This window comes from Halalkalibacterium halodurans (genome assembly GCF_005671335.1).
Lineage (GTDB): Bacteria > Bacillota > Bacilli > Bacillales > Bacillaceae_D > Halalkalibacterium > Halalkalibacterium halodurans.
The window spans coordinates 459,842-485,533 of the sequence record NZ_CP040441.1 but is presented as its reverse complement, the minus strand read 5'-3'; the positions used below and the strand labels follow the sequence as shown (position 1 = coordinate 485,533).

Below are 25,692 nucleotides of genomic sequence, written 5' to 3'. Positions count from 1 at the left end.
TCACCTACTTATCTAATAAATTTATTAGATCGATCTAATTCGATAAAAAAATAGTAGATCGATCTAATGTAATCGCTACCATTATGTTACGATAAATTAAGAAAATTCGCAACCATTATTAACTCTTTAATGCAAGGAAGGATGTCTCATATGCGCTTATTTGTTTATCCAACACTAATTTTATTGTTTCTACTTTCAACTTTTTTTCATCACTCCCTCTTATCTGGAGCTATTGGTATTGTTGCCATCATCACTCTCGTTATATCTGCTGTTTATGCCCGTGGACTTTATTTCACATCAGGATCTGTGTTTTTGTTTTTTGGGGGCTGTCTTTTTATCATGTCAGGTCAATCAATCCATGCGTTATTATTTCATTTTGACACAATGCTTGGCATATTGGGGCTCTTTCTTCTACTACCATTTCTGAATCTTTTAATCAAAATGGGACGATATGATACAAAGCTTCGTACATCAATGGAGCATGGAATGAATCGTGTAAGCCATCTCTATCGCCGCAGTTTTATTGTTTGCCACACACTCGGTTTGTTTTTAAATATTGCCACATTACCACTTGTAAAAGAATCCCTGACATCTTCATTACAGCACTTACCCAAAAACCAAGCCGATCGATTTTACTCACAAAATCTACTTCGAGCCTATGCCCTATGTCTCACCTGGAGCCCGATGGAAGTAATGGTTGTTACTTCCTTAGATGTAACCGGGACAAGTTATTTATCCATTTTTCCGGTTATGGTCCTGATCTTGATTATTGTCGTCTCTTTTGACTGGATCGTTTCTTCGATAAAATATCGTCATTGGCCTTTGAAGAATTGTAATGATCATGTAACACAAAGTAATAAGATGTTTAGCCATGTTCAACCTTTCATCCTTCTTTTGCTAACGTTTTTTTTAGCTGTTAGTACTTTTCATTTTATTTTCCAAAAGGGTTATTTGCTTTCCATTGTGATATTAATCGTCCCGATCACCGTGAGCTGGGCTTTTGTCATCAAAAAGGGCAGACGATTTTTTCAATTACTTGTCCCACTTTGGAGAGAACGAACAAACGGTCTCGCTAATTATTTCTATATGTTTTTAAGCGCAGGTTTTTTTGTGGAAATGCTCAGTCAATCCAATCATTTGTTGTTTTTACAAGAGATGTTCTACACTGTCTCAAATCTGTCCACAGCGCTTCCCTTCTTTTGTATGATTGCTGGTTATTTTCTCATTACATCTTTAATTGGCTTCCACCCGCTTGTGTCGTTTACATTGTTAATTGAATTATTAAGGCCTTTTTTAGATGAGGTTTCCTCTCCTTCTCTAGCAATTGTATTTATTGTTTGTAGCTTATCTACCGTGTTATACAGTCCATTTAATTTATCCGTAACTATTTTGGCCGATTCCTTAAAACTTAACCCTTATAGAGTCGGAATGTGGAACTTTCCGTTCGCATTACTTTACATATCGATTGGTATTTTCATTGCTTATCTCGTCACATGGCTTACGTAAAACCTGTCGGCTAGTGGCTATGAAAGAATAAGCTATCACCTTCGAACATGAAAATTCCCTCGTTTCCTTAATTAATCGGAAACGAGGGAATGGTTACAAAAGCTTTGATTGTGTAGACTCGCGAATTTCTAGCTTCGGATCTAATACGATATGTCTTCTTTCCATATCATCGTTTAATATCCGTTGGTGCAGTAGCTCTGCCGCCTTACTTCCAATAATGCGAGCAAAGGACGATATTGTCGTTAATGACGGGTTGGTCATGGCTGACTCTCTAACATTATCAAACCCAACCACATCAAGGTCTTTACCAGGAGTTAGGCCTTTTGATCTTAAACTTTCCATTACCCCAAACGCCACTAAATCATTAAAACAAAATACGGCAGTAGGTGGCTCCTCAAGTGTCATCACTTGATTTATTGAGCTCACTCCACCTTCTCTTATAGCGGGACTTTCCACGATTAATGTTTCATCTAACTCTATCCCTGCCCGTCTCAGAGCTTGAGAATACCCTTCCTTTCTCGCTTGCCATGCCGAGGAATCGGATAGCCCACCTAAAAACGCTATACGGCGATGCCCTTTTCCAATTAAATAATCTACTGCCATCTCTGCTCCACCCTTGTAGTCTATCCCAACATAGTCATAATCATCTAGGCCAAGAATTTCACGTACAGCTAGGACGATCGGAATGTTCCAATGAGCTAAACGTTCAATCGTTTCTGGATCACTTTTTGAAACAGGACACAGGATGACTCCTCCCACACGATGTTCCAACATGGTTGATAATAACTGTTCTTGTTTTTGTTCTAAATCAAATGTAGTTCCGAGAATGACCGTATAACCATCTGCTTCTAAAGTGTGATGAACTCCGACAAGCAAATCAGCAAAAAACGGGTTGGCAACGTCGGTAATAATCAACCCAATTGTATTTGATCGTTGGGAACGAAGGTTAGCAGCCACACGATCGTATACATAACCAAGCTCACGCATTGACTTTAATACTTTTTGCCTCGTCGGTTCTGAAATATTGGGGCTATTTCTTACTATGAGAGATGCTGTCGCACGAGAGACTCCAGCATGCTCTGCTACTTCCTGTAATGTGACACGGCGTCGTTTTTTGTTCATCATCCTCACCTATTTAACGTCTAAATTAAATTTCGTATCCATCATAATACTTTTCATTATGATGACGTTTTCTTTAACTGTCAAATCACCATAAGTCTCATCACCTTTCCGTGATTTTATGAGCATTAGAAAAACTCGCCAGCTGGCGAGTTTGCTAGAGGCCATTCTACATATTAAGTTTTCTGTATATATCAAAACTAGGAATCGGTAAGTTTCAAGTTTAAGTAAAATACTCAACAACTTTATGTAATGCTTCTTCACAATCTTCACCTACGGCTAAAATTTCGACGCGATCATTGTTCTGTAGCCGAAGTGTGATCAAGCCTAAGAAGCTTTTTATATTAACCTCTAGTATGTTTCCGTTCAGCACTTTCTTTATCAAAACATCTGCTTGATATGACTGAAGTATCTTACTTAAATCGACAATAGTCTGTTCATCCGATACTTGGATGGTTATCGTCTTTGTTATTGATTTCATCGGTTCCTTTCACCCCGTTTATCTTCCTAGAAATAGTAAAGAAATATGCGGCACAAAAGTAATAAGTATTAGCGTCAACACCATGGCAACAAAAAAGGGAATAATTGCTCTGGATAAGGATTCGATAGACAAACCTGAAATGCCTGACCCGACGAACAAATTAACACCTAAAGGAGGTGTAATAAAACCAATAGCCAAATTAACAACCATAATGATTCCAAAATGGACCGGATCATAGCCTAAATTTGTAGCTATGGGTAAAAACACTGGTGTTACAATAATAATCGCTGCCACAGTATCCATGAAGCACCCGATAATCAACAGCAAAAGCGTAATTAGTAAAATAATAACGATTGGGTTTTCAGATATTGAAAGCATCGCGTTTGCTATTTGAGTCGGAATTTGTTCAATCGTGAGAATCCTCCCAAATGCAGTGGCCGTGCCAATGATTACTAACACAGTAGCCGTTGTTAGAGCTGCATTCACAATAATTTTTGGCAAATCTCTTATTTTAAGTTCTCTATAGAATACTAGCCCAGCAAATAATACGTATACAACAGCAATGACTGCTGCTTCCGTTGGCGTAAAGATACCTCCGTAGATCCCTCCTAAAATAATAACTGGTACAAGCAAAGCCCATTTTGCTTCCCAACCAGCTTCTACAAAACCTTTCCACGTACTCTTTTCCGTTTGCCCCTTGTATCCTTTTTTCTTAGAGTAGATATATGCCCAAACAATTAAAGCCAACCCAACGAAGATTCCAGGTAAGATCCCGGCAATAAACAAATCCCCAATGGATGTTGTCCCAACTACCCCATAAATAACCATTGGAATACTAGGGGGAATAATAACACCCAAAGACCCAGCAGCACACACAACAGCCGTTGCAAATCTTTTATCGTAACCTCGCTTCACCATAGCAGGAATCATAATTCCTCCTACAGCTGCAACCGTTGCCGGTCCTGAACCCGAAATCGCTGCAAAAAACATACAGGTCAAAATCGCTGCAATGGCAAATCCTCCTGTCTTATTTCCAACAATCGTATTAGCAAAGTTGAATAGGCGATCTGAAACGCCCCCTTTCCCCATTATTTCTCCAGCTAAAATGAAAAATGGAACCGCCAACAGCGGAAAGGAGTCGACAGATGTGACTAACCCTTGAGCAAGGAACTCTAATGGTAAAGAACCACTATAAATAATCGTGATTAGTGTTGCTAGCCCTAGAGCAATTCCTATAGGTACACTTAACAACAATAGAAGTGCAAAACTACCGAATAAGACGAAAGCTGTCATTCGATCTCTCTCCTATCTCTTTGTCTTTTGATCTACTTGTTCGGGATTTGCCTCAAAAATAAGATCTTGCTCTGTTTTTACTTCAAATTCCGCCCTTCCAAGTATTGTCATAATCTGTTTTACTAGTTGTTGAATAATACGGATGGCCGTTAACCCCATTCCGATCGGTGTTGCGGCATAAACCCATCCCATTGGTACATGCAGGGCTGGTGACGATTGTCCCCATTGTAAAAGCTGAGACACAATGCGTCCCCCGTAAAAAATGACATAGAACGCAAATACAAGAAATAAGAGGTTCGCAAAAATATTTACCATAATTTGCCATTTATCTTTTAAGAAAAGTAAAACTACATCTACTTTAATGTGACGCTGCTTCTTCACACCATAACTAATACCAAGATAAACGAGCCAAATGAAACAGTATCGTGCTAATTCTTCAGACCAAGGAAGCGAGGATCCTATCACATATCTCATAAAAACTTGTAAAGCGATTACAACGACCATAACACTTGAAAAAACAAGCAAAAACATCTCTTCAAAATGGTGATCAAGCCAACGTACAACCTTCACTATTATCCCCTCCTTCATACTAAGAAAGACAAAAGTATAGATCCTATCCAAGATCTATACTTTTGTCATTCTCAAAACAGTAGTAGTTCCAAGGAGAAGGATACTCCCCTTGGAACTTCATTATTGGGATGCTTCTTCAATGGTTTCTAGTAGCTGCTTAACAAACTCCTTGTCAATCAGATTAGAGTATTTTTCATACACTGGCTGTACCTGATCTACGAACTTTTGTATCTCCTCTTCAGACAGTTCTGTGACTGTCATTCCTTCTGCCTTTAACTGCTCAAAGGCTTCAAGATCTTCTTCTTGATTTAACTGACGCTGATAGATTTTAGCTTCTTCAGCTGCCCTTACAATCAACTCTTGCTCCTCTTCTGTAAGACTGTTCCAAAAAACTTCACTTATCATGAATACGCTCGCATTATAGATGTGACCTGTTTTTGTTATATAATCTTGAACCTCAAAAAAATTCATGGTCGTTACATTACCAACAGGATTTTCCTGTCCTTCAACCACACCTTGTTGTAATGACGTAAACAACTCAGTATAGGCTATCGGGGTAGGATTGGCACCAAGCTCGCGCCACATATCCATATGAAGGTCATTTTCCAATGTACGAATTCTCAGCCCTCTTATATCTTCAACTGTGGTAACTTCCCTTACGTTATTTGTCAGGTGACGAAATCCATTTTCCCAGTAGTTAATGGCAATTATCCCTTGCTCCTCCAAATCCGTTAATAACTCTTGTCCAATGGGGCCATCTAAAACTTCATAAGCAATATCATTGTATGGAAATAGAAAAGGCAGATCAAAAACATTGAAGCGTGGAGAAAACTGAGCAACAGGACCAGTGGAAACAGTGGTACCTTCAATTGATCCCAATTGAACCCCCTCAAGTACTTCCCGATCCCCACCTAGCTGACCGTTCGGATATACCTCCACTTGAATAGATCCTCCTGATTCGTCTTCAATTATCTCTGCAAACTTATAAAGTCCTTTTGTTAACGATCGATCTTCAGATGTAGCAACCGCGAGTTTCATCGTTTTCTGTTCTCCAGAAGATTCTTCGTCTGTCTGGGAAGCCGTTTCTCCTCCACAAGCAGAGAGAACGAGAATAACTAATAGAGAAAAAAGCACATTCACCTTTTTTTTCATCCTTACCCCCCTTGATCTGAGCTAGAACATAGAGTTTCATTTTTCTAACGATTAATTACAAATAGATAGCGCTTACATTATGTTTTAAAAAAAATTTTATCTCTTACTCATTATATCACCCCTTTTTTTAGATCGATCTATTATATCGATCTATAATGTCATCTTACATGACATTTTTCCAACTTTCAATATAAAATTCTAATTATTAAATATTTCTGAATACGACAAATCAAAAAGTGGCCTCACCACTGAACAACAATGGTAAAGCCACTAGCCAGCCAGTTAATGCTATTCATCCTCATCTGGCTGAAGGTCCATCAACGCACCAAAAAATTGAGACGCGGTCGTAAAGCAAATAAAGGCGCAGAGCTCACTCATTTCTCGTTCACTAAGCGCTTCTCTTGCAACTTCAAATATGGAATCAGGCACCGCGCCCCTCATTTGTAAAAACGCCTCAGCAAATCCGATGGCCACTCCCGTTTTTTCATCGACCAGCTGTGGATCAGGCCTCCCTTTTGCTTTGCAGTACTCACAGCCATTTTTTTGTGCGAGGGCTCGCCTCACTTGTTCTTTTAATGTGCTAGACAATGCCCCGTCTTGTTCGAGAATCTCGCTCAATCCATTCCAAGCGCGTAAAATGTAACAATTATGGCCTAATCGCTTCTGAAAAGGGGTTTCCCCATATGGTCCAGCTGAAAGTCTTGCCATCCTCATCCCTCCCTTGCCATAATCATATAAAAGACATCTCTCGCCTTACATATCACTTTGATTGACTTTAAGGAAATTTCTTTTCTTTTTTAAAGAGATTGGAGGATTCACTTTCATGATAAAAATCGACGAAATCGACAAGCAGATTCTAAATGAATTAATGAAGGACGGCCGTATCTCCATGAAGGAACTCGGTACGAAAATTAACATGTCTTCCCCTGCTGTTCGCGAGCGTGTCAAGCAGATGGAGTCGTATGGAATCATTAAAAACTATACGGTCGCCATCGACTTGACCAAGGTCGGCTATCCTGTGAGCTGCCTCATCGAAGCTACCGTGAAGTATGGGGAATACTCCCGCTTTAAACAGGTAGTTGAGGGCATGAACAACGTGGAATTTTGCCACCGCATTGCTGGTCGAGCCTGCTTTATGATCAAAGCTTACATGGAAGATCTGTCAAAGGTAGAAGCTTTTATTGAGCAGCTTTCCCCCTTTGCCGAAACCGTTACTCATGTTGTCCTATCAACGTTGGACACAGACATGACCTTAACGTAAACCGGCGTCCCTTATGCAAGAGCGCCCTTTTTTGCCTCTATTTAATGTAATGTCTTTCCATTGATACCCGTTTTATAAGCAATATAACGGAGAGCCTGTCGGTACAGTGATGGTGGAAAGACTAGAGTATGAAAAGCCTGATCCTGCAACCATGAAGCCAACAAAAAAGGTGGCATTCACGCCACCTTTTCCCTATTAACCATGCTTGTTTTTCATTCGATCAGCCACAAATTCCACGTCGGTTCCGATGATGACTTGAACGTTCGTCTCATTGACTTTAATGACACCGCGAGCCCCATGCTTTTTCAGCAATTCCTCATTCACTTTCCCCATATCATGGACTGTTAAACGTAGACGTGTCGTGCAATGATCAATCGTTTTGAGGTTTTCCTGTCCGCCAAGATCAGTGATGAAATGGCTCGCCATCACATCATATTTATCGGCTTGTCCATCACTTGGAGCACCCGTTTCCTCACTTTCATCTTCTCTACCTGGTGTTTTCAAGTCAAATTTCTTAATGACCACATAGAAGAGGACGAAATAGATGAACGCATAAATGAGACCCATGACGATCAAAAGGGCAGGCTTGGTGGCAAGCCGCCAGTTCAAGACAAAGTCGATGGCTCCCCCAGAGAAGCCAAACCCATGGCGAATTTCAAGTAGATGAGCAATCGCCATCGAACTCGCCGTTAGCAAGGCATGAGCAACATACAGAATCGGTGCTAGGAACATAAACGAAAACTCAAGTGGTTCCGTAACCCCAGTCACAAAAGCGGTCACTGCAATTCCGATGAGCATCCCGGTTACTTCTTTTCTGCGCTCAGGCTTAGCCGCCGCAATCACCGCAAGTGCTGCAGCTGGCAAACCGAACATCATAATCGGGAAAAAACCCGCCATAAATGACCCTGCTGTCGGATCACCTGCGAAGAAACGGTGCAAGTCACCCGTCGCGCCTTCATACTCACCAAATACAAACCAGACGAGACTATTCAATACGTGATGCAGCCCGACCGGAATTAACAGCCGGTTCAAGAACCCAAATATTCCGACACCAAGCGCTCCTCCACCGATAATCCATTGACCGATTTGATTAATCCCATCTTGAATCGGCGGCCACACATAACCAAACAAGCCTGCAAAGATGACCATCACAGTAGCGGTTATAATTGGAACAAATCTCCGCCCTCCGAAAAACCCTAGCCATTGAGGGAGTTTGACGTCATGAAAGCGATTGTAAAGAAGTCCAGCAACAATCCCAGAAATAATTCCACCAAGAATGGCCATATCTACATTAGGATCAATCGCTTGTGTACCGTTGACTAATACTAAATACCCGATCGCTCCCGCCAACCCAGCGGTACCATTCGAATCTTTCGAAAATCCGATCGCGACGCCAATCGCAAAAATAAGTGGCAAATGATCAAAGACCGCAGCACCTGCTGCCGCGATGAACGCTTGGTTGAACAAGTCCTCTTGGCCAAGCCTTAATAAAATAGCCGCGGCCGGCAATACCGCAATCGGTAGCATAAGGGATTTCCCTATTCTCTGTAAAAATGTAAGCATAATGTCATCTCCTTATCTTTCATTTTGGCCCAATTGTCCTATCTCTACTACGACCTATCGTATCACCACCATGATTAGTTGTCTATACCTATTATTATACATAAATGAACAAAAACTGATAATAACAGTATTAGTAGATATAACAAACTAAATTGGTATATACAAATTAACTCGCACTTGTTATAATGAAAGCGAGGATAACGGAAGTTCTTTCGCTGGGGATGTCATAACACGATGCGAAATGAATTCCTAGAAGCGCGATTTTAAACGTCAGATAAAGGAATAAAAGGAAAGGAGCTCGTCATGAAGAACGGAAATTACGTATTAAAAGGAGCTTCGATCGTTGGTGAAACACAGTCATACGACAAAGGTTTTCTAAAAATAGAACATGGCATCATTACGGAAGTAACAGAGCAAGAGATCGAGACTCACAGGCATGATAAGTCGATTGATCTTTCGGGATGTTATGTCGTTCCGGGCTTTATCGATGTCCATATCCACGGATCACACGGTGCCGATACAATGGACGCATCTCAAATATGTCTAGAAACGATCGCAAAAAGCATTGTACGGGAAGGAACAACAGGATTTTTAGCAACGACCATCACCCAAGGGCAAGGGCGGATTGAGCAAGCATTAGCCAATGTGTCAGAATATGCAAAAGGACCTCACAACGAAGGAGCCCAACTGTTAGGGGTCCATCTAGAAGGCCCCTTTATTTCAGCAAAACGAGCAGGCGCCCAACCAGTTGAACATATTTTAGAGCCAAATCTATCCCTGTTTAATAGGTGGTACGAGATATCCGGTCGCACAATCAAATTAGTTACGCTGGCACCTGAAACAGAGCAAGGCCTGCAATTGGTCGGTGCACTTCGGTCTAGACAAATTATTGCATCAATCGGACATTCAGATGCGGTGCACGAACAGATGATGGACGCCATATCCCACGGTGCGAACCATGTCACCCACCTTTACAACGGGATGAGGGGCTTCCACCATCGTGAGCCTGGCGTTGCAGGCACAGCGTTAGCGCGAGATGAGTTGACGGTCGAACTGATCGTTGATGGCATTCATGTCCATCCTGAGGTTGTCAAAGCTACTTATGATGCGAAAACAGCGGACAACATCATACTCATTACAGATGCGATGCGCGCAAAATGGTTAGCCGACGGCACCTACGAGCTTGGAGGACAGACCGTCCATGTGAAGAACGGAAAAGCTCTGTTAGCGGATGGAACGTTGGCAGGCAGCGTATTAAAAATGAACGATGCGGTAAAAAATGTGATGACCTACACAGGATGTTCTTTAGAAGAAGCGGTCCAAATGGCGAGCGTGAATCCCGCTAAGCAGCTAAATGTTTTTGATCGTAAAGGGAGCATTCGAGTCGGAAAAGACGCAGACCTTACCGTACTCGATCAAGACTGGAATGTTGTCCTCACAATGTGCCAAGGAAGGATTGTTTATCAGAAAGGAGCCAAGTCCTATGAAAATCATAGAAGCTAAACATTTTGATGATATGAGCCTAAAAGCAGCACAGTTTATGATCGAAAAGGTTCAACGCGATCCAACCATCACCTTAGGTTTGGCCACAGGGGGTACACCGCAAAAGATGTACGAGCTTCTCATCAACGATCACCGAACAAACGGGACCTCCTATCATCAAGTGACAACGTTTAATTTGGACGAATATATCGGACTTGATCGTCATGATCCCAATAGCTATTACACGTACATGCACAAAGCTTTGTTCGACCATATCGACATTCCAGATAAACAGGCGTTTTTACCGAACGGGACAGCTTCCAATCTCAACGCGGAATGTGAAAGATATGAAGCACTTATACGGCAGCATGGCGGGATCGACCTGCAAGTATTAGGGATTGGCGCAAATGGACATATTGGCTTTAACGAACCTGGCACCTCGTTCGAGTCATCTACCCATATTGTTAAGCTTACAGATTCAACACGAGAAGCAAACGCCCGCTATTTTAATGATTTATCGGAAGTACCAACAGAGGCGATCACGATGGGCATTCAATCGATCATGAATGCAAAGGAAATTCTTCTGCTTGCATCTGGGAAAAAGAAAGCAGACGCATTGTACCAATTAATTCACGGAAAGGTGGACGAATCATTCCCTGCCTCAGTCTTACAGCGCCATGAACAAGTGACCATAATCGCCGATCGCGAGGCGCTACAAAAAGTAGCCGTTTCGTCAAATTAAGGTAGCTATAAGCAAAACAAGGGGCTGTCTCAAAAGCCCTTAAAAAGAAAAGCCTGAAGTGACATTTATAAGTCGCTTCAGGCTTTTTGTCTCCGATGATCGGTTTATCTCTTCCTGAAACAGGCGGATGGTCTTCGCCTGTTTCAGGAAGTTGTGGGCGATTGCGATCAGCCCAAACTCAATGTTCACCTTGTCAAGGCCACGAAGGTGAAAACGACGGAACGACCGATTGCCCTTGATATGACCGAACACGCTTTCGACCTCTGTTTTCCGTTTTCGATAGGTCTTTGCGCCTTCTTCCGTATCAAGGGCTCGTTTCATTTTTGATTTTCCTTCTTCATATACCGGATTATAGTGAATCTGGCGATTGCCTTTCGCTTTTGTACAATCCGTCTTGAATGGACACCCGGTACAGTCTTCACATTCATATATTTTGAAGTCTCGTTCGTATCCGTAGGCATCCGTTCGTTTGCGGTAGTATCGAAAAGTCACTCTCCGGTTATTTGGGCATATATAGGTATCATCATGTTCCAAATACGTCCAGTTCTGTACCTTCCATGGGTCGTTCCGATAGACCCGGCTTTCTTCTTTTCTCATCGTATGATAAGGGATGAGGGCATCCCATTCGTTTTCAGCGATATATAAATAGTTGGGCTCACTTCCATAACCAGCGTCTGCGATTAGCTTCTTTGGAAAGGGGAGTTGGCGTTCTTCAAGCATACGAAGGTGTGGAATCAAACAACGAGTATCTGTTGGGCGTTGATGAATGGAATAACCGACAATGAATTGATTTTCGGTCCCTGCCTGTACATTATATCCGGGTTTCAGTTGACCGTTTTTCATATGATCTTCCTTCATACGCATAAATGTGGCATCTCGATCGGTTTTGGAGAAACTATTTCGATCACCGAATGTCGCTAATTGATCTTCGTATCTTTCTAAGCGTGGCAGATAGTCTGTGTTTAACTTCTTATGTAATTGGCGCCAGTGACGAGCTTCCGCTTTTTTCTCTTTTTTCAGAACCGGATCTTGTTCGTCATGAAGGGCTTGTTCCGCTTGATTCGCCTGTTTTTCCACTTGAGTGACAGCTTCACGTAACTGTTCAGAAGTCACACGCTTGTTTTCCCCTTGATCATTCTCTACCTGCTGGTTATCGGAATCAATCGTCTCTTCAATGTGGGCGAATAATTCTTCGAGCTTGTCCTGTAGCCGCTCCTTATACTTCTGGACGGACTTTTTCCAAACAAACGTATATCGATTGGCATTCGCCTCGATTTTGGTTCCATCGAGAAAGTAGTTGTCCATGGTGATGTAGTTTTGGTCGAGCAGTAACTGAATGAGGGACGTAAACAATGGCTCAATGATGTCTTTCATTCGTTCCGAGCGAAAACGATTAATGGTGCGGAAATCTGGTGTTTGACGAGCGGCCAACCACATCATCGGAAGATGTTCACGCAGGGACTTGGCAATGTCGCGACACGAATATAATTTTTGCGTGTAGGCATACAAAATGATTTTCGTCATCATCTTTGGGTGGTAGGCACTCCGGCCGCCACCTTTGTATGGGGCGTAGAAGAGATCTTCATCCACCATTTCCACCATGTCATTCACCACACGCGCCACATGGTCTTCGGGGATGAGATCGCTAAAATCCATTGGAAGGACTAATTGGTCCATGTTATAATGAATGAAAGTAGCTATAGAGTTACTCAAAAGAATCGCCTCCGTTTTCTTATTTTGTTTGTGTGGGTACTTACATTATAACGAACGGGGCGATTTTTTTGTATTCAAAAGGGCTGCCCATAAGTCAATCATTTTGACTTATGGGACAGCCCCTTGTTTTTTATCGTTGCATCGTAATCATAAATTTATACCGATCGGCTCGGTAAGCGGATTTCACTAGCTCTAATACAGTCCCATCGGCTAAAAACGTTTTACGCTCAATTAACAAAATCGGGCTACCTTTTTGAATCTCTAATAGATCGGCTTCTGTTTTGCTAGCAGTCGAGGCTTCAATCACTTGTAGGGCATCGGCGATCCGCAAATTCAACTCTTCCTCAATGTATTGATATAAGGATTGGTTTATGATTTCCTCATTTAATCCCTTCACTAAGTTCGCAGGCAACAGGTTGCGTTCAATGGCAATTGGTACCCCATCACCATAACGGATTCGTTTAATCTCTGTAACGGGCGTGTTCTCTTTCAAGTTTAATTCCTTTGCGATTTTTGCCGTTGCTGGAATCAGTTCAAATTTGAGCAAGCGACTGCTAGGCTCCATTCCTCTTTTTCTCATATCTTCTGTAAAACTCGTCAGCCCGTTTAACGCCTGCTCAATTTTTTTCTCTTGAACATAAGTACCGCTACCTTTTTTCTTATATATGTATCCTTGGTTCACAAGGTTGTTAATCGCTTGCCTTACCGTCATTCTACTGACATCATAATACTCCGCATACTCCCGCTCGGATTTGAGCATATCCCCGGGTTTGAGCACCCCTGATTCGATTTGCTGCTTAATTTGTTCTTCAATCTGATAATAAATCGGTAAAGGAGAGTTTTTATTAATCACGTTTGAACCTCCTCCTCCTTTCCTACAAAGACACATGTCTATACCATTATAGCATAATATGCCGGATACATTCGCCATAAATGAATGATCGCTTAGAACACTTAGCTCTTTTCAAAAGAACATTTCAAATCGATAAAATGTCTATACCAATTAAGGACATTTTTTTCTCATTTGCTCGAACGAGGGTTTTCAATTAAGATAGGGATTAATTGATTTTACAGAGAAGCGGTGATTTCAGGTGTTAGACGATACAGGAGAACGAATTATTCCGAAAAATATGAAGCCTATGAACGGAATGCTGTTAGAGCATTTAGCCCGTTATTATTTTTCAACCCCTTATGCGAGCGGCCGCGTTCTCGACATTGCATGCGGTACTGGCTATGGTAGCGTCATGGTGGCAAAAACGCGCAAAACGGAAGTGGATCAAGTCCTCGGGGTTGACTTCGACGCTGACGTCATCCACTATGCGAAGCAAAACTATTATCACCCGAAAGTGTCTTTCTTAGTAGGTGACGCCATGGACCCCTACCTTCGGAACCAAATCGGAACGTTTGATACGATCCTCTCATTTGAAACGATCGAACATGTAAAAGACGATCGTCTGTTTATCGAGCGAATGAGACAACTGTTAAAAAAAGACGGCACCCTCGTTCTATCTACCCCGTTCGGCCAAGGGAGAGGAAAGCCAAGTGATGAACCGTTTCACTATCATCAACTAACAGAGGAGGAATTTCGTTCATTGTTTGATTCCTTTTCTGAAAAAGAGGTGTTTTATCAACGGGGGGTAACCATTGAACCAAAGCGGACAAATGTTCATTATGCATTCGGTGTCGCTGTCTGCAAAAAATAATTATAACTCTCGCCGTAGCACTTGGATAAAGCTTTGAATAAATGTAGGATAGTGAAAGTCAACCGCGATCTTTAGTTCCCCTTCTGGAGCAAACGGGCGAAAATCAGCAACGCTCTGTCCTCTCGTCAGTGGAGCGATCGAAACGGAAACATCCCGTTTCATCATCTGGAACATCTCAGGATGAACGAGCGCCATAACAGCCAGCACATCATGAAATAAGGCCCCTTCTAGCCCAGGGATTAATGCAGAATAAGCCGTTGCATAATAGTGATAGATTGGCTGAATGAAGGGAGTGAATGGATTATAATATCGGTCGGTGATCGCTCTTATATGCTCATCGGTAACGACCGAATAACTCGTCACATTTAGCGGAACGACGGTCAACGGCCGCGCTCGTTCCATAATTAAGTTAGCCGCAACCGGATCTCCAATAAAATTCGCTTCAGCCACGGGAGACACATTTCCAGGTACGAAAAAGGCACCTCCCATGACAATCACTTGCTTCACTCTTCCCATTGTCTCCTCGCCTAGTATATATGCAATACTTAAGGAGGTTAACCGCCCAACATCAATGATCGTAATGTCATCAGGGTAGGATATAATCAAATCAAATAAATCGGTGAAGTTTAGCAACTCCCCTTCTAAATCTATAGGGGGACGTATCGGACCAAGCCCATTCTCACCATGAATTTCGGGATAATAGGTGGCGATTTCACCCGTTAGTGGGAACTGCGCTCCAGCGTAGACAGGAATATCAGAACGTCCTGCAAGTGAAAGCAAATAAAAGGCATTCGCTGTTGCTTGTTCTTGGGTTACATTCCCGTACCCTGTTACAATGCCAACGACATCAAGGCCAGGATGGAGCAACGCATACATAATGGCAACAGAGTCATCAATGCCTGGATCACAAAATAAGAGCACTTTTTCCATTTCCCGCCCCCCCTTTTTTTACATCTTATTACAGTGTTTCCCTCTTCATTCGGTCTCTTTTCTTACACAGTTTAATAATCTAAAAAAAGCGCTCCTCCTTTAAAAAGGAGCACCGCTCGCGAGATCTCACTATTTTACAATCATAACCGGCCATTTTACACGCTTCGCTACTTTATGGCTAACGCTCCCTAGCACCATCGTTTGCAATGGGTTCAGTCCACGACTTCCAAGGATGACCCAATCATACTCGCCTTTGTTCGCAAAATCGACGATGGATGGGCCGGGCTCTCCTTTGAGGAAATGCAGCTTGTACGGAATCCCTTCCTTTTTAATATTAGTCAGTACCGGGTTCAGACGTTGCTTCCGATCTTGTTCTAACGCGGCAGGGGTAATGTTTTTTAAGGCATCATGCTTCGCACGTTCTGCATCAATGACATGGACGACATCAATAACCCCATTAAAAGCAGTCGCTAGCTGAATGGCCTGCTCAGCAGAACGCTGTGACTGGACCGATCCATCTGTGGCAAGAAGTATTTTTTTCATTATTCCCTCTCCCTTACAAAAAAACTTGGCTTGTCGCCAAGTCAGATTGCATCATTCTTATTTCTCACATGCTTTCTCTTCGTTTGCCCTATAGGGAAAGCATTGGTTTCTTAAAACGAAGGCCTAGCCTTAAAGGGCAAAAGAGATGTAGTTGCCCAAAACTGAGTTCTCGAATAAAGCTCATTGACTCTTCTTATACAAGGAAAGGCGGCTGAAATACAGCGACCTCTTTTTCATCAATCAATGTCCAGAGGCTTTGGATAGACCGCCCATTCGCTGAACCAGCTTCCGGCTTTCAGTATTTAAACCTGTAAACGTTACTTTGATATTCTGCTGTTCAAACTTCATTTCAATTTTATCGAGGGCACCTACGGCTGAGTCATCCCAAACGTGAGCCTCAGATAGATCAATCTCTACTTCATTTACATTTGCCATATAGGAAAATTTCGCTGGCAAATCGGATACAGAAGCAAAGAACAACTGACCTTGTACTTTATAACGTTTCAGTTCTGGAGTAGCGCTCGTCATTTCCTCAACTTTCACACGAGAAATTTTCGCAGCGAAGAAAATCGCACTTAATACGACGCCCGCCAAGACCCCTTTGGAAAGATCGTGCGTATATACAACGGTTCCAACGGTCACAACCATGACTGTAGCATCGGTTCTTGGGATTTTATGCAAGTTTCGTAATGAACTCCAATCAAACGTACCGATCGATACCATGATCATAACCCCAGCTAAGGCTGCCATCGGAATTTGCACAACTACATTCCCAAGGACGATAATTAAAAACATAAGGAACACACCCGCGACTAAGGCCGATAATCGGCCCCGTCCGCCAGATTTAACGTTAATGACCGACTGACCGATCATCGCACAGCCTGCCATTCCCCCGAAGAAACCAGTCACAATGTTCGCGATCCCTTGTCCACGACTTTCTTTGTTTTTATCACTTTCCGTATCGGTCATATCATCAACAATGTTGGCTGTTAACAATGATTCTAGCAAACCGACAATCGCCAAGGCAAGGGAATATGGAAAAATAATCATGAGCGTTTCAAACGAAAATGGGACGGATGGAATTAGGAAGGTTGGTAGACTTTGTGTAAGCGTTCCTAAATCGCCGACCGTGCGCACGCCGATGTTTCCAAAGATCACAATCGCAGTCACAATAATGATCGCAACGAGCGTGGATGGTACCGCCGTCGTCACTTTAGGTAATAGATAAATAATGGCGAGAGTTAACGCGACGAGCGCATACATGACCCACGTTTCGCCGACAAAATGTTGCAGCTGAGACGTAAAAATTAGAATCGCCAAGGCATTGACAAACCCAATCATGACGGAACGAGGGACAAATTTCATGACGGAAGCTAATTTGAAAACACCGAATAAAATTTGCAAGACCCCTGTTAAAATCGTTGCCGCTAGCAAATAGTGTAGCCCATGGTCTGCGACGAGGTTAATCATGAGGAGTGCCATTGCTCCTGTTGCAGCAGAGATCATACCTGGCCGACCACCGACAAAAGCAATAACGACCGCGATACAGAACGACGCATAAAGTCCGACCATCGGATCAACACCTGCAATGATGGAAAAGGCAATTGCTTCTGGTATGAGCGCTAAGGCGACCACAATGCCCGCAAGAACGTCCCCACGGACATTGCCAAACCATTCGTTTTTCAGTTGTTGAATGTTCAATTCAGCACCTCTTTCTTTTATTTTTATTAAAAATGTGACTTTTGACTCTCACAAAAGTCGAGTCCGTTGTAAACATCGAAATCTTAACACGAATCATAGATTTAAAAAAATAGAATGTAAGCGTACATCATCTATTGTTTTCATTCATTTAGGCTCGCTTTCTCTATCATTCAACATCTATTAATAAAATGAACCTATTCATATTAAATGTTGGTAAAGTAATCGAAAACCATTTATGCTCTGATTTTCCAGTTACTCATAAAAAAAGCGACTCGTCAGCTGATCGCTGCGAGTCACCCGTATTACTTACTTAGGAGTTCCACTTAAGATTCGCCCGTCTGCTAGTGTATGAACCCCTGAAGAAAAATCGTAATCTCTCCCTTGATTGTTATCCCATTGTCCACTGCCGTTATTGAATGCTGCGCGAAGCTGGCTACCTTCTTCGGCTTCAATCGTTACTTTTACGTAACCTTCATATTCTGATTTTGTCAGTGGTACCCCCGGCAAGGTCGTCCACGCCCCTTGGTTCAGCGAATAATGTATATGCGGATGAGTCCATCCTGTCTTATAGTAAATCGTTATATCCGTTGCGTCCCCAGGTCTATCAACATGCCATTCACCATCGAACCAACCGTCTTGATCTCGGAAAAAACCAGGCTCTCCAGGACCAGGCCATTGATTCGTTCCACGATCCTTAAATAATAGTCGCACACTCTCTACTCCTTCGATCGTATGCGTATACCAATCCCCTTCGTAATGCTCCATTTCAGGGGCCTCACTCCATGTCGGCTCATCGACTTTAGGGTTTGTATCGTAATAATACAAATGCGGCGTTCCCCACGAGTCTGGCTTTTTAAAATAAATTGTCAGCCCCGTTGATTTCGTGTATGTGTATGTTTCTTCTATTGTACCGAATTCGTTCTCAGCTTTAAGCTGGAGTGTAGTCTCGCTCCCAGCTTCTATCCCTTTCCCAATCATAATCTCGTCCCCATCGGTAAAGGCTTGCTCATCAGAGCCGTCAATCGAGTAGGTTCCACCCTCTACATTCCGAGTGTGAAGCGTTACTTTGAGTGTGTCACCAGCAAAAGTACCCCCAGGAGGATCAGCAAAAACTTGCGGGTAGGCTGGAACCTTTGTAAACGTGAACTCGGCTTTCGCTTCACCAGTTTCATTTTCAGCATAAAGCCGTAACGTTAGAGATTCATCGATGTTTAATTCTCTACCAACCGTAATCACGTCCCCATTGGCAAAAGCTGTTCCTTCTTCCTTAGGGTCGGAACCATCAATCGTATACGCCCCCCACTCCGCATGTTGGACGTAAAGGGTCACCTCTTGCTGCTCACGATCAAACTCACCACCAGCTGGAGAAGCGGATACAGATGGAAGCAAGTCTCCCGCCCTTTCAATTAAAATGACACCATTTCGATGAGCCGGGAACGTAACATGACCATTTTCGACGACAGTCACATTCCCGGTGTAGAAGTCTCGGACTTGTTGTCCGTCCGAAAAGACAGAGGAAACGTCAATTGTTGTCTCTCCACTCGCGCCGACTACTACGACTACGCGGTCATCCACATCCCCCTCAACATATGTGCGACTAAACGTATACGGACTTGCAGCGATTTGTCGATGTTCCCCTGCCCCAACCGCTAGGTGGTTGCTTCTAAATTGCCCCATCTTTTGCCAATGGTGCAATACTTCCTCATTGACAGAATCCCAGTTCATCGATGAACGCGTCCCCTGATGAGGGTCAGAGCCTGTAGGTCCAAAAGGTCGCGCAGTCTCATCTCCGTAAAATACTTGCACACCGCCAGGAAGCAGCATTAAATACGTTCCTCCGTCGATCAGTCGCTCACGCGGATATAGCTGCGTATCATGTTGGGATAAGTAGCTTAGCACATTGAAGGTCGAATCTGTATTGATTGCATCGGCGTACCGAGAAAACGTACTTTCCATCGTATCTAATCGGTACGCGGGCCCGTTGCCATGCTCCCCTTGGAATGTGAAATTAATCACCGAATCAAATCCATGATCAAAATATTCACTCCGGCCAACACCATGTCCCCACACTTCACCGACCATCCAAAAATCATCTGTCCAGTTGGCGCCCGGGGCTTCTGGGTTCTCCTCCCGCCATTTCCAGAGAGCTTCATTTGCAGCATCCTTTAATTGCTGCCAGCGGGACAGCTCCACATGCTTTGCCGTATCAACACGAAATCCATCAATACCGAATTCTTCAACCCAAGCAGAAAGCCATTTAACGATGTAATCAGCTGGTGCAACACCTAAATCACGACGCAGGTCATTCGCAGCTGGTACGATCCAGTCCTCGTATCCACCTTGTCGTTCTTGATTCCACTTCGTTTCTAATAGCGGTGGCAACCCTACACTATGTGTGAGTTCCGTCCTAAAGTCTGGTAAGCCGGCTAAGCACATCGTAATCTCACTATTTCCGCACGATTCATAACCGGCAATACCCGCCCGAATCCAAGGTCCCCACCAATGACGCCAAGCACCCGCGTCCTCATAGTTAATCTGTTGATGGACATCGTGCCAATTTTGTCCTTGACCAGGCGTCCAATGTTCTGATACCCCGGGATTACCAAACCCGTACTCATGCATATCTTTAATCGTGTTATACCCAGGATGATTCATCACCACGTCCAAAACGACCCGAATCCCTTGCTCATGGGCTGTATGGACGAATTCCCTCATATCTTCAACCGTTCCCATATTTTGATCGATCATCGTGTAGTCTAATGCATAGTAACCATGGTAAGCGTAATGGGCAAAATCACCGTCTGAGCCACCACCAACCCAGCCATGCACTTGTTCGTAAGGAGCAGTGATCCAAATCGCATTAATGCCTAACTCCGTAAAATATCCCTCATTAAGCTTATCCGTTAACCCTTGGAGATCCCCACCGTGGAACGTCCCAATGTTTTGACCCCATGCGTCTTCTTGTGGTCGTCCGTATGACTGGTTGTTGGATGGGTTGCCATCGTGAAAACGGTCGGTAATCGCAAAATATACCGTTGCGTTATCCCATGAGAACGATTGCTGCTCGCCACCTTGAGAGGCATCAACGCTATTGATAGAGAATGTAGGCGAAAACAATGGAAGCGTTATCACAAATGACAATAGCAAATAAAGGCTCACTTTTTTTACATAACTGGCGTTCATATTTCCTCCCCCTTGTGCAATTTAGGCAAACGTTTGCACAAATTTGTAATAAAAAGAATCTTTCTTCACACAGCCTTACCTTCAAAAAGAAAACGTTTACTTTTCGAGTTAAAAAAATAAATCGTAATAGAATCGATGATGACCTTTTACGGAAAAACACCCTGTGGAAAATCGAGCACGCTTTATCTCCTTTTCCCCTCCTTTCATTTTTTCTTTATTTTAAAGTGGATCATCTGGAAAATCAATATAAAATTTTTATTATTATCCGAATTTTCCATCAGGAATACCAGGAATGTCTCCTTGCAAACAATGCCTCTGTCAAGAGACATCATTTATTCCTTTTCTCAATCTCTTTTTCCATCAATTCTGCCATTTTTTGCGCATTTGGTTCATTGATCGATTTTAATTTCTTTACTACACGCTCCTGCCTTTCGATCGGATGGTTTTGATTGAGTTTCCAATTGCCTTCCATTCGTTCAACTTCAATTTCAAAAGCGACGATCCCATTCAGCAAACCTTCCATGAACGGTTCATCAAACACAGCTTCCCATGGCGGATTCATTGTTTGCTCATAAACATTCACCGTTTTTTCGATCCACTCTTTCACTTTGTGCTTGTCCTGAATCTGTCGAAAGGTTCCATACACATGAACAGCAACATAGTTCCATGTCGGCACGGTACGGGGCTCATCATACCAAGTAGGCGAAATGTACGCATGTGGGCCTTGAAACACGACAAGCACCTTTTGATCCTGCAATCCTTGCCAATGCGGGTTTGCTCTTGCTAAATGGCTGATCAATACACCTTTTTCTCCTTTTTGTTCGTCTAGCAAAAAAGGAAGATGGGTGGCAAAGGGTTACTCCTCTGTTTGTGAAACCATGATTCCGAAGCTATGGTTGCGTATAAATGTCATCAGTTCGTTAACATCATCAACGTGAAATGCTTTTGGTATGTACATGAGCCATTCCTCCTCTCGATTAATAATTATACAATAAAACGAATAAAAAATCATCTGTTTAAGTGGGAAACTTACTTATAATCCCTCCTTCGTTTCATTTGTTGGCTCTTCATCACTAGCATATTGCTGAATGACTGCGCTAGCTTGCTGTACAATTCGCCCAATCAAATGCTTTGGCGTTACTAGCTTCATTCGACCACCAAATCCAAGCACATATTCTGTTATCTCCTGTTCATCGTGAAAACATAAATTGACGGTAACCCACTCATCATCACGATGGCCAACCTGAATGTTTTCTACGAATTTTCCTGTGAACGTTAGCCGATGAATGATGGAATCGTGAGCGAGAACCGTTGCTTCATAAGAGGGAAGTGTCTGGACAAACTGCTCCTTGCTCTCATTCCAATAAGTCGCGAGGGAAAACGTTTCCGGTTTAACGATCGGCTCACGGACTAGCTTCGAATCTTTTATACGGGATAATTTGAAATTACGAATGTCCCCTGTTTCCACTGTCGCCACTACATACCATGCGCTCCCTTTTGCGACAAGACCTAAAGGCGAAATTAGCCTTTCTCGTTGTTCCCCCTTGGCGTTTTCATACACAATGTATAATTTCTTCTCCTCGAAAACCGCTTGCTGAACTACATTGAACTCTTCCATTCTCTCCTTCGATGGTTTCCACGTTCCGGTGTCAATATAAACCTTTTCTAAATATGGACGAACGGCATGTTTTCGGTTACCTTGCAAACTAGACAACATATTCAAGCGAATATCTCGCCCCTTCGTCGGAATGCCTAAGTCTTTTAACACCTTGTCGGACGGAAGAATAAATAACGCTTTTAATTCAGTCATGCTCATTCCACTTAATTGGCTTCGAAAATGATCCATCAATTTCCATCCCCCCGCTCTGCCTCTCTCGGCTACAATCGGGATGCCTAAGGCACTAAGCGTATCCATATCCCGCAAAATCGTTCGACTCGAAACGTGCAAATGATCGACTAGTTGGTGTGTGGTCAACTTCTCATGGTTTTGTAGCAATGCAACTATCTCCAATAATCGATCGGCCTTCATGCTCTTCCCACCTCCGTATCCATTTTCTATCTTCCACAAAATATATGACAAAAGGTGTCATCATTTTAATCTACACTACTAGAGAATTCAAGGGAGGGGATGTTATATGAAGCCTTTAATAGGAAAAGTTGCATTAGTGGCAGGGGCAACAAGAGGTGCAGGGAGAGGAATTGCTGTTGAATTAGGGGCGGCAGGGGCGACCGTTTATGTGACGGGGCGAACGACCCGCGAAAGGCGCTCCGAGTACAATCGTCCGGAAACGATTGAAGAAACAGCTGAGCTCGTCACAAACGCAGGGGGCACAGGTATTGCTGTTCCTGTCGATCATCTTGATCCACAGAAAGTAGAGGCGTTAGTGTCCCAAATTGAACGTGAGCAAGGCAAACTAGACGTGCTCGTCAACGACATTTGGGGCGGTGAGCTGCTTACTGAATGGAATGCCCCCGTTTGGCAGCATTCTCTGGACGATGGATTACGGATGCTTCGCCTGGCAATCGATACCCACTTGATCACGAGTCACTTTGCGTTGCCACTTCTTCTAAAGAGCCGGGGTCTTGTCGTTGAAATGACAGATGGGACTGCTGAATATAATCGGGAACATTACAGGCAACCGCTATATTACGACTTAGCCAAAACGTCCGTCCTCCGTATGGCTTGGGGATTAGCCCAAGAGCTCCAGCCACATGAATGCACCGCTGTTGCTCTAACACCAGGTTGGATGCGCTCTGAAATCATGCTTGATCACTTCGAGGTTACAGAGCGTAATTGGCGTGATGCGACCATAAAAGAGCCTCACTTCGTCATTTCTGAATCACCCCGTTTTGTCGGCCGTGCTGTTGCCGCTCTTGCGAGTGACCCAAACGTTTCCCGTTGGAACGGACAGTCTCTTTCGAGCGGTCAGCTTGCGCAAGTTTATGGATTCACTGATCTAGACGGTTCCAAGCCCGATTGTTGGCGCTATCTTGTTGAGGTCCAACTCACCGGGAAGGAAGCCGATGCGACCGGATATCGTTGAACCAAATACCACACGCTTGCCTGCGTGTGGTATTTGTATTGATAAAAAACTAATCATCCTCGATGTTAATGCCCATGTTCCTCGCTGTTCCGGCAATGATTTTCATCGCACGATCGATGCTAGTCGTATTTAAATCAGGAAGCTTTATCTCCGCTATTGTTCGTAGCTGTTGCGTGGTAATCGAGCCGACAACCTCTTTCCCCGGTTGGGCAGCCCCCTTCTCTACACCTGCATACTTTTTTAACAAGAAGGCAGCAGGTGGTGTCTTGAGCTTCACGTTGAAGCTGCGATCTTCATATATCGTTATCTTTGCCGGAACGACGAGACCGAGCTGATGTTTCGTCATCTCGTTGTATTGGTTGCAGAAGCCAAGAAGGTTTATCCCGGTTGGAGCAAGGTCTTTTCCTACTTTTGCTGGGTTCGCTTTTCCCGCTTCTAGGTTGATTGTAACGATTTGTTTAATTACTTTTTCCATACGCTTTTCACCCTTTGCCATTTTCTAAGGGTGAGTATAGTGCCTCACGTTACGTGAGAGTCAAGGCGATTTTACGATTTTTTCTGTTGATCCGCAAAAGCGGCCATGGCCTTACTCATAAATAAGGCTAATCCTTCCCCAAATTGATCAATGTTTTGCGTAAATCGTTCATCCTCCACGTACATTTGCCCTAATCCTTTAAAAGCCTCTAGTGTATAGTGATGACCAAAGTTGTTGTTTAAAAATTCATACCAATCTTTAATCGCTTCCTGTGCAGCTTGTGATTGTGGTGAAAGATGGCGCATCTCTGCAAGCCGACGATAAATTTCGTTCATTCGCTCCCCAAGGGCTTGTTGCTCTTCTTTCGTCAAGCGACCAAGCTTTTCGTTAGAACGATCAACTGCCTCATCGCCCCAGCGTTCCCTTGCCTCTTGTTCGTACGGATTATGGCTAAAGTCAAATCCGGCAAACTTCTCTTCGTTCGTCATGTGAATCTCCCCTTTCAAATGCTTAATTGTTTTATCGATCGTCTCCACCATTTGATCGATTCGGCTTCGTTTTTCAAGCAACATGTTCCGATGCAAGGACAAAGCTTCCAACCGATCAAACGTCGGACTGTAAACAATTTCTTTAATTTGTTTCAAAGAAAACCCAAGCTCTTTGAAAAACAAAATTTGCTGTAGCATTTCTAGATTGTCATCGGAGTAAAGACGATAACCAGCCTCTGTCGTTTCATCAGGTATGAGCAGCCCGATTTCATCGTAGTGATGAAGAGTACGGACACTCGTTCCGACAAGCTCAGCCACTTCCTTCACTTTCATCGCCATTTCATTTTCCCCTCCTTCCTTCTTGCATCATAAATCATCACGTAACGTGAGAGTCAAGAAACATTCTGAATCAACTTTTATTATTCACGTAAGACTCATAACAATTGCTCCACCATTTCAAAGCATAAAAGAAAGAGGCTGGGACAAAACCCGGTAAATAAAAAATAGAGAGGCACTCATCCCAATAAGTTTGGGTGGGTGTCTCTCTTTCCTTTTTATGCTCTGCTAAACTTTGTTGTTGATTTTCGCTACAGGATGCTCGCTTGCCTCGGGCATTGCCTCAGCTTCCTCGGGAAAACCGCCCTGCGGGATCTTCGCCGAATGCTTTTCCCGAAGGCGTCTCGCTCCTTTCGCTACAATCAACTAATTTGTTGAAACCTAAAGGACACCTTCTGGTAAAATTA

The 25,692-nt window shown here is 43.3% G+C and carries 22 protein-coding genes and 1 pseudogene; 6 read left to right on the top strand and 17 right to left on the bottom strand.

Annotated elements, in window-relative coordinates; translation table 11 throughout:
- Positions 1-150 precede the first annotated feature (150 nt).
- The gene (locus FED51_RS02425; RefSeq protein WP_053432157.1) at positions 151-1,506 is read left to right on the top strand and encodes a hypothetical protein; all 1,356 of its coding nucleotides are present in this window, start codon (positions 151-153) and stop codon (positions 1,504-1,506) included.
- Between the two features lie 93 nt (positions 1,507-1,599).
- Here FED51_RS02425 and FED51_RS02420 read toward each other — a convergent pair whose 3' ends face one another.
- The 6 genes from FED51_RS02420 to FED51_RS02395 all read right to left on the bottom strand — a co-directional run bounded on the left by FED51_RS02420 (position 1,600) and on the right by FED51_RS02395 (position 6,829).
- Positions 1,600-2,631, bottom strand: coding sequence for a LacI family DNA-binding transcriptional regulator (locus tag FED51_RS02420; RefSeq protein WP_053432156.1), 1,032 nt, complete (start codon positions 2,629-2,631; stop codon positions 1,600-1,602).
- 217 nt (positions 2,632-2,848) lie between these two features.
- On the bottom strand, positions 2,849-3,106 hold the full coding sequence (locus FED51_RS02415) for an HPr family phosphocarrier protein (RefSeq protein WP_053432154.1): 258 nt from the start codon (positions 3,104-3,106) through the stop codon (positions 2,849-2,851).
- Positions 3,107-3,124: 18 nt separating this feature from the next.
- Positions 3,125-4,399 carry a TRAP transporter large permease gene (locus FED51_RS02410; protein ID WP_053432153.1) on the bottom strand — a complete coding sequence of 425 codons (1,275 nt, stop codon included), beginning with the start codon at positions 4,397-4,399 and terminating at the stop codon, positions 3,125-3,127.
- A gap of 12 nt (positions 4,400-4,411) precedes the next feature.
- A complete protein-coding gene (locus FED51_RS02405) occupies positions 4,412-4,969 on the bottom strand; it encodes a TRAP transporter small permease (RefSeq protein WP_053432152.1) in 558 nt (185 codons plus the stop codon).
- Positions 4,970-5,089: 120 nt separating this feature from the next.
- The gene (locus tag FED51_RS02400; protein WP_053432151.1) at positions 5,090-6,121 is read right to left on the bottom strand and encodes a TRAP transporter substrate-binding protein; all 1,032 of its coding nucleotides are present in this window, start codon (positions 6,119-6,121) and stop codon (positions 5,090-5,092) included.
- 288 nt (positions 6,122-6,409) lie between these two features.
- A complete protein-coding gene (locus tag FED51_RS02395) occupies positions 6,410-6,829 on the bottom strand; it encodes a carboxymuconolactone decarboxylase family protein (RefSeq protein ID WP_053432150.1) in 420 nt (139 codons plus the stop codon).
- Between the two features lie 118 nt (positions 6,830-6,947).
- Between FED51_RS02395 and FED51_RS02390 the strand changes: the two genes are divergently transcribed.
- Positions 6,948-7,382 carry an Lrp/AsnC family transcriptional regulator gene (locus FED51_RS02390; RefSeq protein WP_053432239.1) on the top strand — a complete coding sequence of 145 codons (435 nt, stop codon included), beginning with the start codon at positions 6,948-6,950 and terminating at the stop codon, positions 7,380-7,382.
- Between the two features lie 195 nt (positions 7,383-7,577).
- Here FED51_RS02390 and nagE read toward each other — a convergent pair whose 3' ends face one another.
- Positions 7,578-8,945: an N-acetylglucosamine-specific PTS transporter subunit IIBC gene (gene nagE / locus FED51_RS02385; RefSeq protein ID WP_053432149.1), complete on the bottom strand. Its 1,368-nt coding sequence runs from the start codon at positions 8,943-8,945 to the stop codon at positions 7,578-7,580.
- A 303-nt stretch (positions 8,946-9,248) separates the two neighbouring features.
- Here nagE and nagA point away from each other — a divergent pair, with 303 nt between their 5' ends.
- Together nagA and nagB are read left to right on the top strand one after the other, a co-directional pair.
- The gene (gene nagA / locus FED51_RS02380) at positions 9,249-10,448 is read left to right on the top strand and encodes an N-acetylglucosamine-6-phosphate deacetylase (RefSeq protein ID WP_053432148.1); all 1,200 of its coding nucleotides are present in this window, start codon (positions 9,249-9,251) and stop codon (positions 10,446-10,448) included.
- Positions 10,429-11,169: a glucosamine-6-phosphate deaminase gene (nagB, locus tag FED51_RS02375; RefSeq protein ID WP_053432147.1), complete on the top strand. Its 741-nt coding sequence runs from the start codon at positions 10,429-10,431 to the stop codon at positions 11,167-11,169. The genes nagA and nagB overlap by 20 nt, the downstream gene beginning before the upstream one ends.
- A 39-nt stretch (positions 11,170-11,208) precedes the next feature.
- Here nagB and FED51_RS02370 read toward each other — a convergent pair whose 3' ends face one another.
- A complete protein-coding gene (locus tag FED51_RS02370) occupies positions 11,209-12,846 on the bottom strand; it encodes an IS1182 family transposase (protein ID WP_138091084.1) in 1,638 nt (545 codons plus the stop codon).
- 166 nt (positions 12,847-13,012) lie between these two features.
- On the bottom strand, positions 13,013-13,735 hold the full coding sequence (locus FED51_RS02365; protein ID WP_010896597.1) for a GntR family transcriptional regulator: 723 nt from the start codon (positions 13,733-13,735) through the stop codon (positions 13,013-13,015).
- A gap of 238 nt (positions 13,736-13,973) precedes the next feature.
- Between FED51_RS02365 and FED51_RS02360 the strand changes: the two genes are divergently transcribed.
- Positions 13,974-14,585 carry a class I SAM-dependent methyltransferase gene (locus tag FED51_RS02360; protein WP_010896596.1) on the top strand — a complete coding sequence of 204 codons (612 nt, stop codon included), beginning with the start codon at positions 13,974-13,976 and terminating at the stop codon, positions 14,583-14,585.
- Here FED51_RS02360 and FED51_RS02355 read toward each other — a convergent pair whose 3' ends face one another.
- The 6 genes and pseudogenes from FED51_RS02355 to FED51_RS02330 all read right to left on the bottom strand — a co-directional run bounded on the left by FED51_RS02355 (position 14,586) and on the right by FED51_RS02330 (position 22,971).
- A complete protein-coding gene (locus tag FED51_RS02355) occupies positions 14,586-15,515 on the bottom strand; it encodes a nucleoside hydrolase (RefSeq protein WP_053432146.1) in 930 nt (309 codons plus the stop codon). It abuts the gene before it with no gap.
- 129 nt (positions 15,516-15,644) lie between these two features.
- Positions 15,645-16,061, bottom strand: a complete 417-nt coding sequence (locus tag FED51_RS02350; RefSeq protein ID WP_053432145.1) for a universal stress protein — start codon at positions 16,059-16,061, stop codon at positions 15,645-15,647.
- Between the two features lie 237 nt (positions 16,062-16,298).
- Positions 16,299-17,759 carry a SulP family inorganic anion transporter gene (locus FED51_RS02345; protein WP_010896592.1) on the bottom strand — a complete coding sequence of 487 codons (1,461 nt, stop codon included), beginning with the start codon at positions 17,757-17,759 and terminating at the stop codon, positions 16,299-16,301.
- 306 nt (positions 17,760-18,065) lie between these two features.
- Positions 18,066-20,942, bottom strand: coding sequence for an alpha-amylase family glycosyl hydrolase (locus tag FED51_RS02340; RefSeq protein ID WP_053432144.1), 2,877 nt, complete (start codon positions 20,940-20,942; stop codon positions 18,066-18,068).
- Positions 20,943-21,270: 328 nt separating this feature from the next.
- A pseudogene (locus FED51_RS02335) lies at positions 21,271-21,900 on the bottom strand (FMN-binding negative transcriptional regulator).
- Between the two features lie 75 nt (positions 21,901-21,975).
- A complete protein-coding gene (locus FED51_RS02330; RefSeq protein WP_053432143.1) occupies positions 21,976-22,971 on the bottom strand; it encodes a helix-turn-helix transcriptional regulator in 996 nt (331 codons plus the stop codon).
- Between the two features lie 106 nt (positions 22,972-23,077).
- Between FED51_RS02330 and FED51_RS02325 the strand changes: the two genes are divergently transcribed.
- Positions 23,078-23,986 carry an SDR family oxidoreductase gene (locus FED51_RS02325; protein WP_053432142.1) on the top strand — a complete coding sequence of 303 codons (909 nt, stop codon included), beginning with the start codon at positions 23,078-23,080 and terminating at the stop codon, positions 23,984-23,986.
- Positions 23,987-24,035: 49 nt separating this feature from the next.
- Here the strand turns inward: FED51_RS02325 and rplK are convergent, their stop codons facing one another.
- Positions 24,036-24,461 carry a 50S ribosomal protein L11 gene (gene rplK, locus FED51_RS02320; protein ID WP_053432141.1) on the bottom strand — a complete coding sequence of 142 codons (426 nt, stop codon included), beginning with the start codon at positions 24,459-24,461 and terminating at the stop codon, positions 24,036-24,038.
- Positions 24,462-24,532: 71 nt separating this feature from the next.
- Positions 24,533-25,288: a MerR family transcriptional regulator gene (locus tag FED51_RS02315; RefSeq protein WP_053432140.1), complete on the bottom strand. Its 756-nt coding sequence runs from the start codon at positions 25,286-25,288 to the stop codon at positions 24,533-24,535.
- Positions 25,289-25,692: the final 404 nt, after the last annotated feature.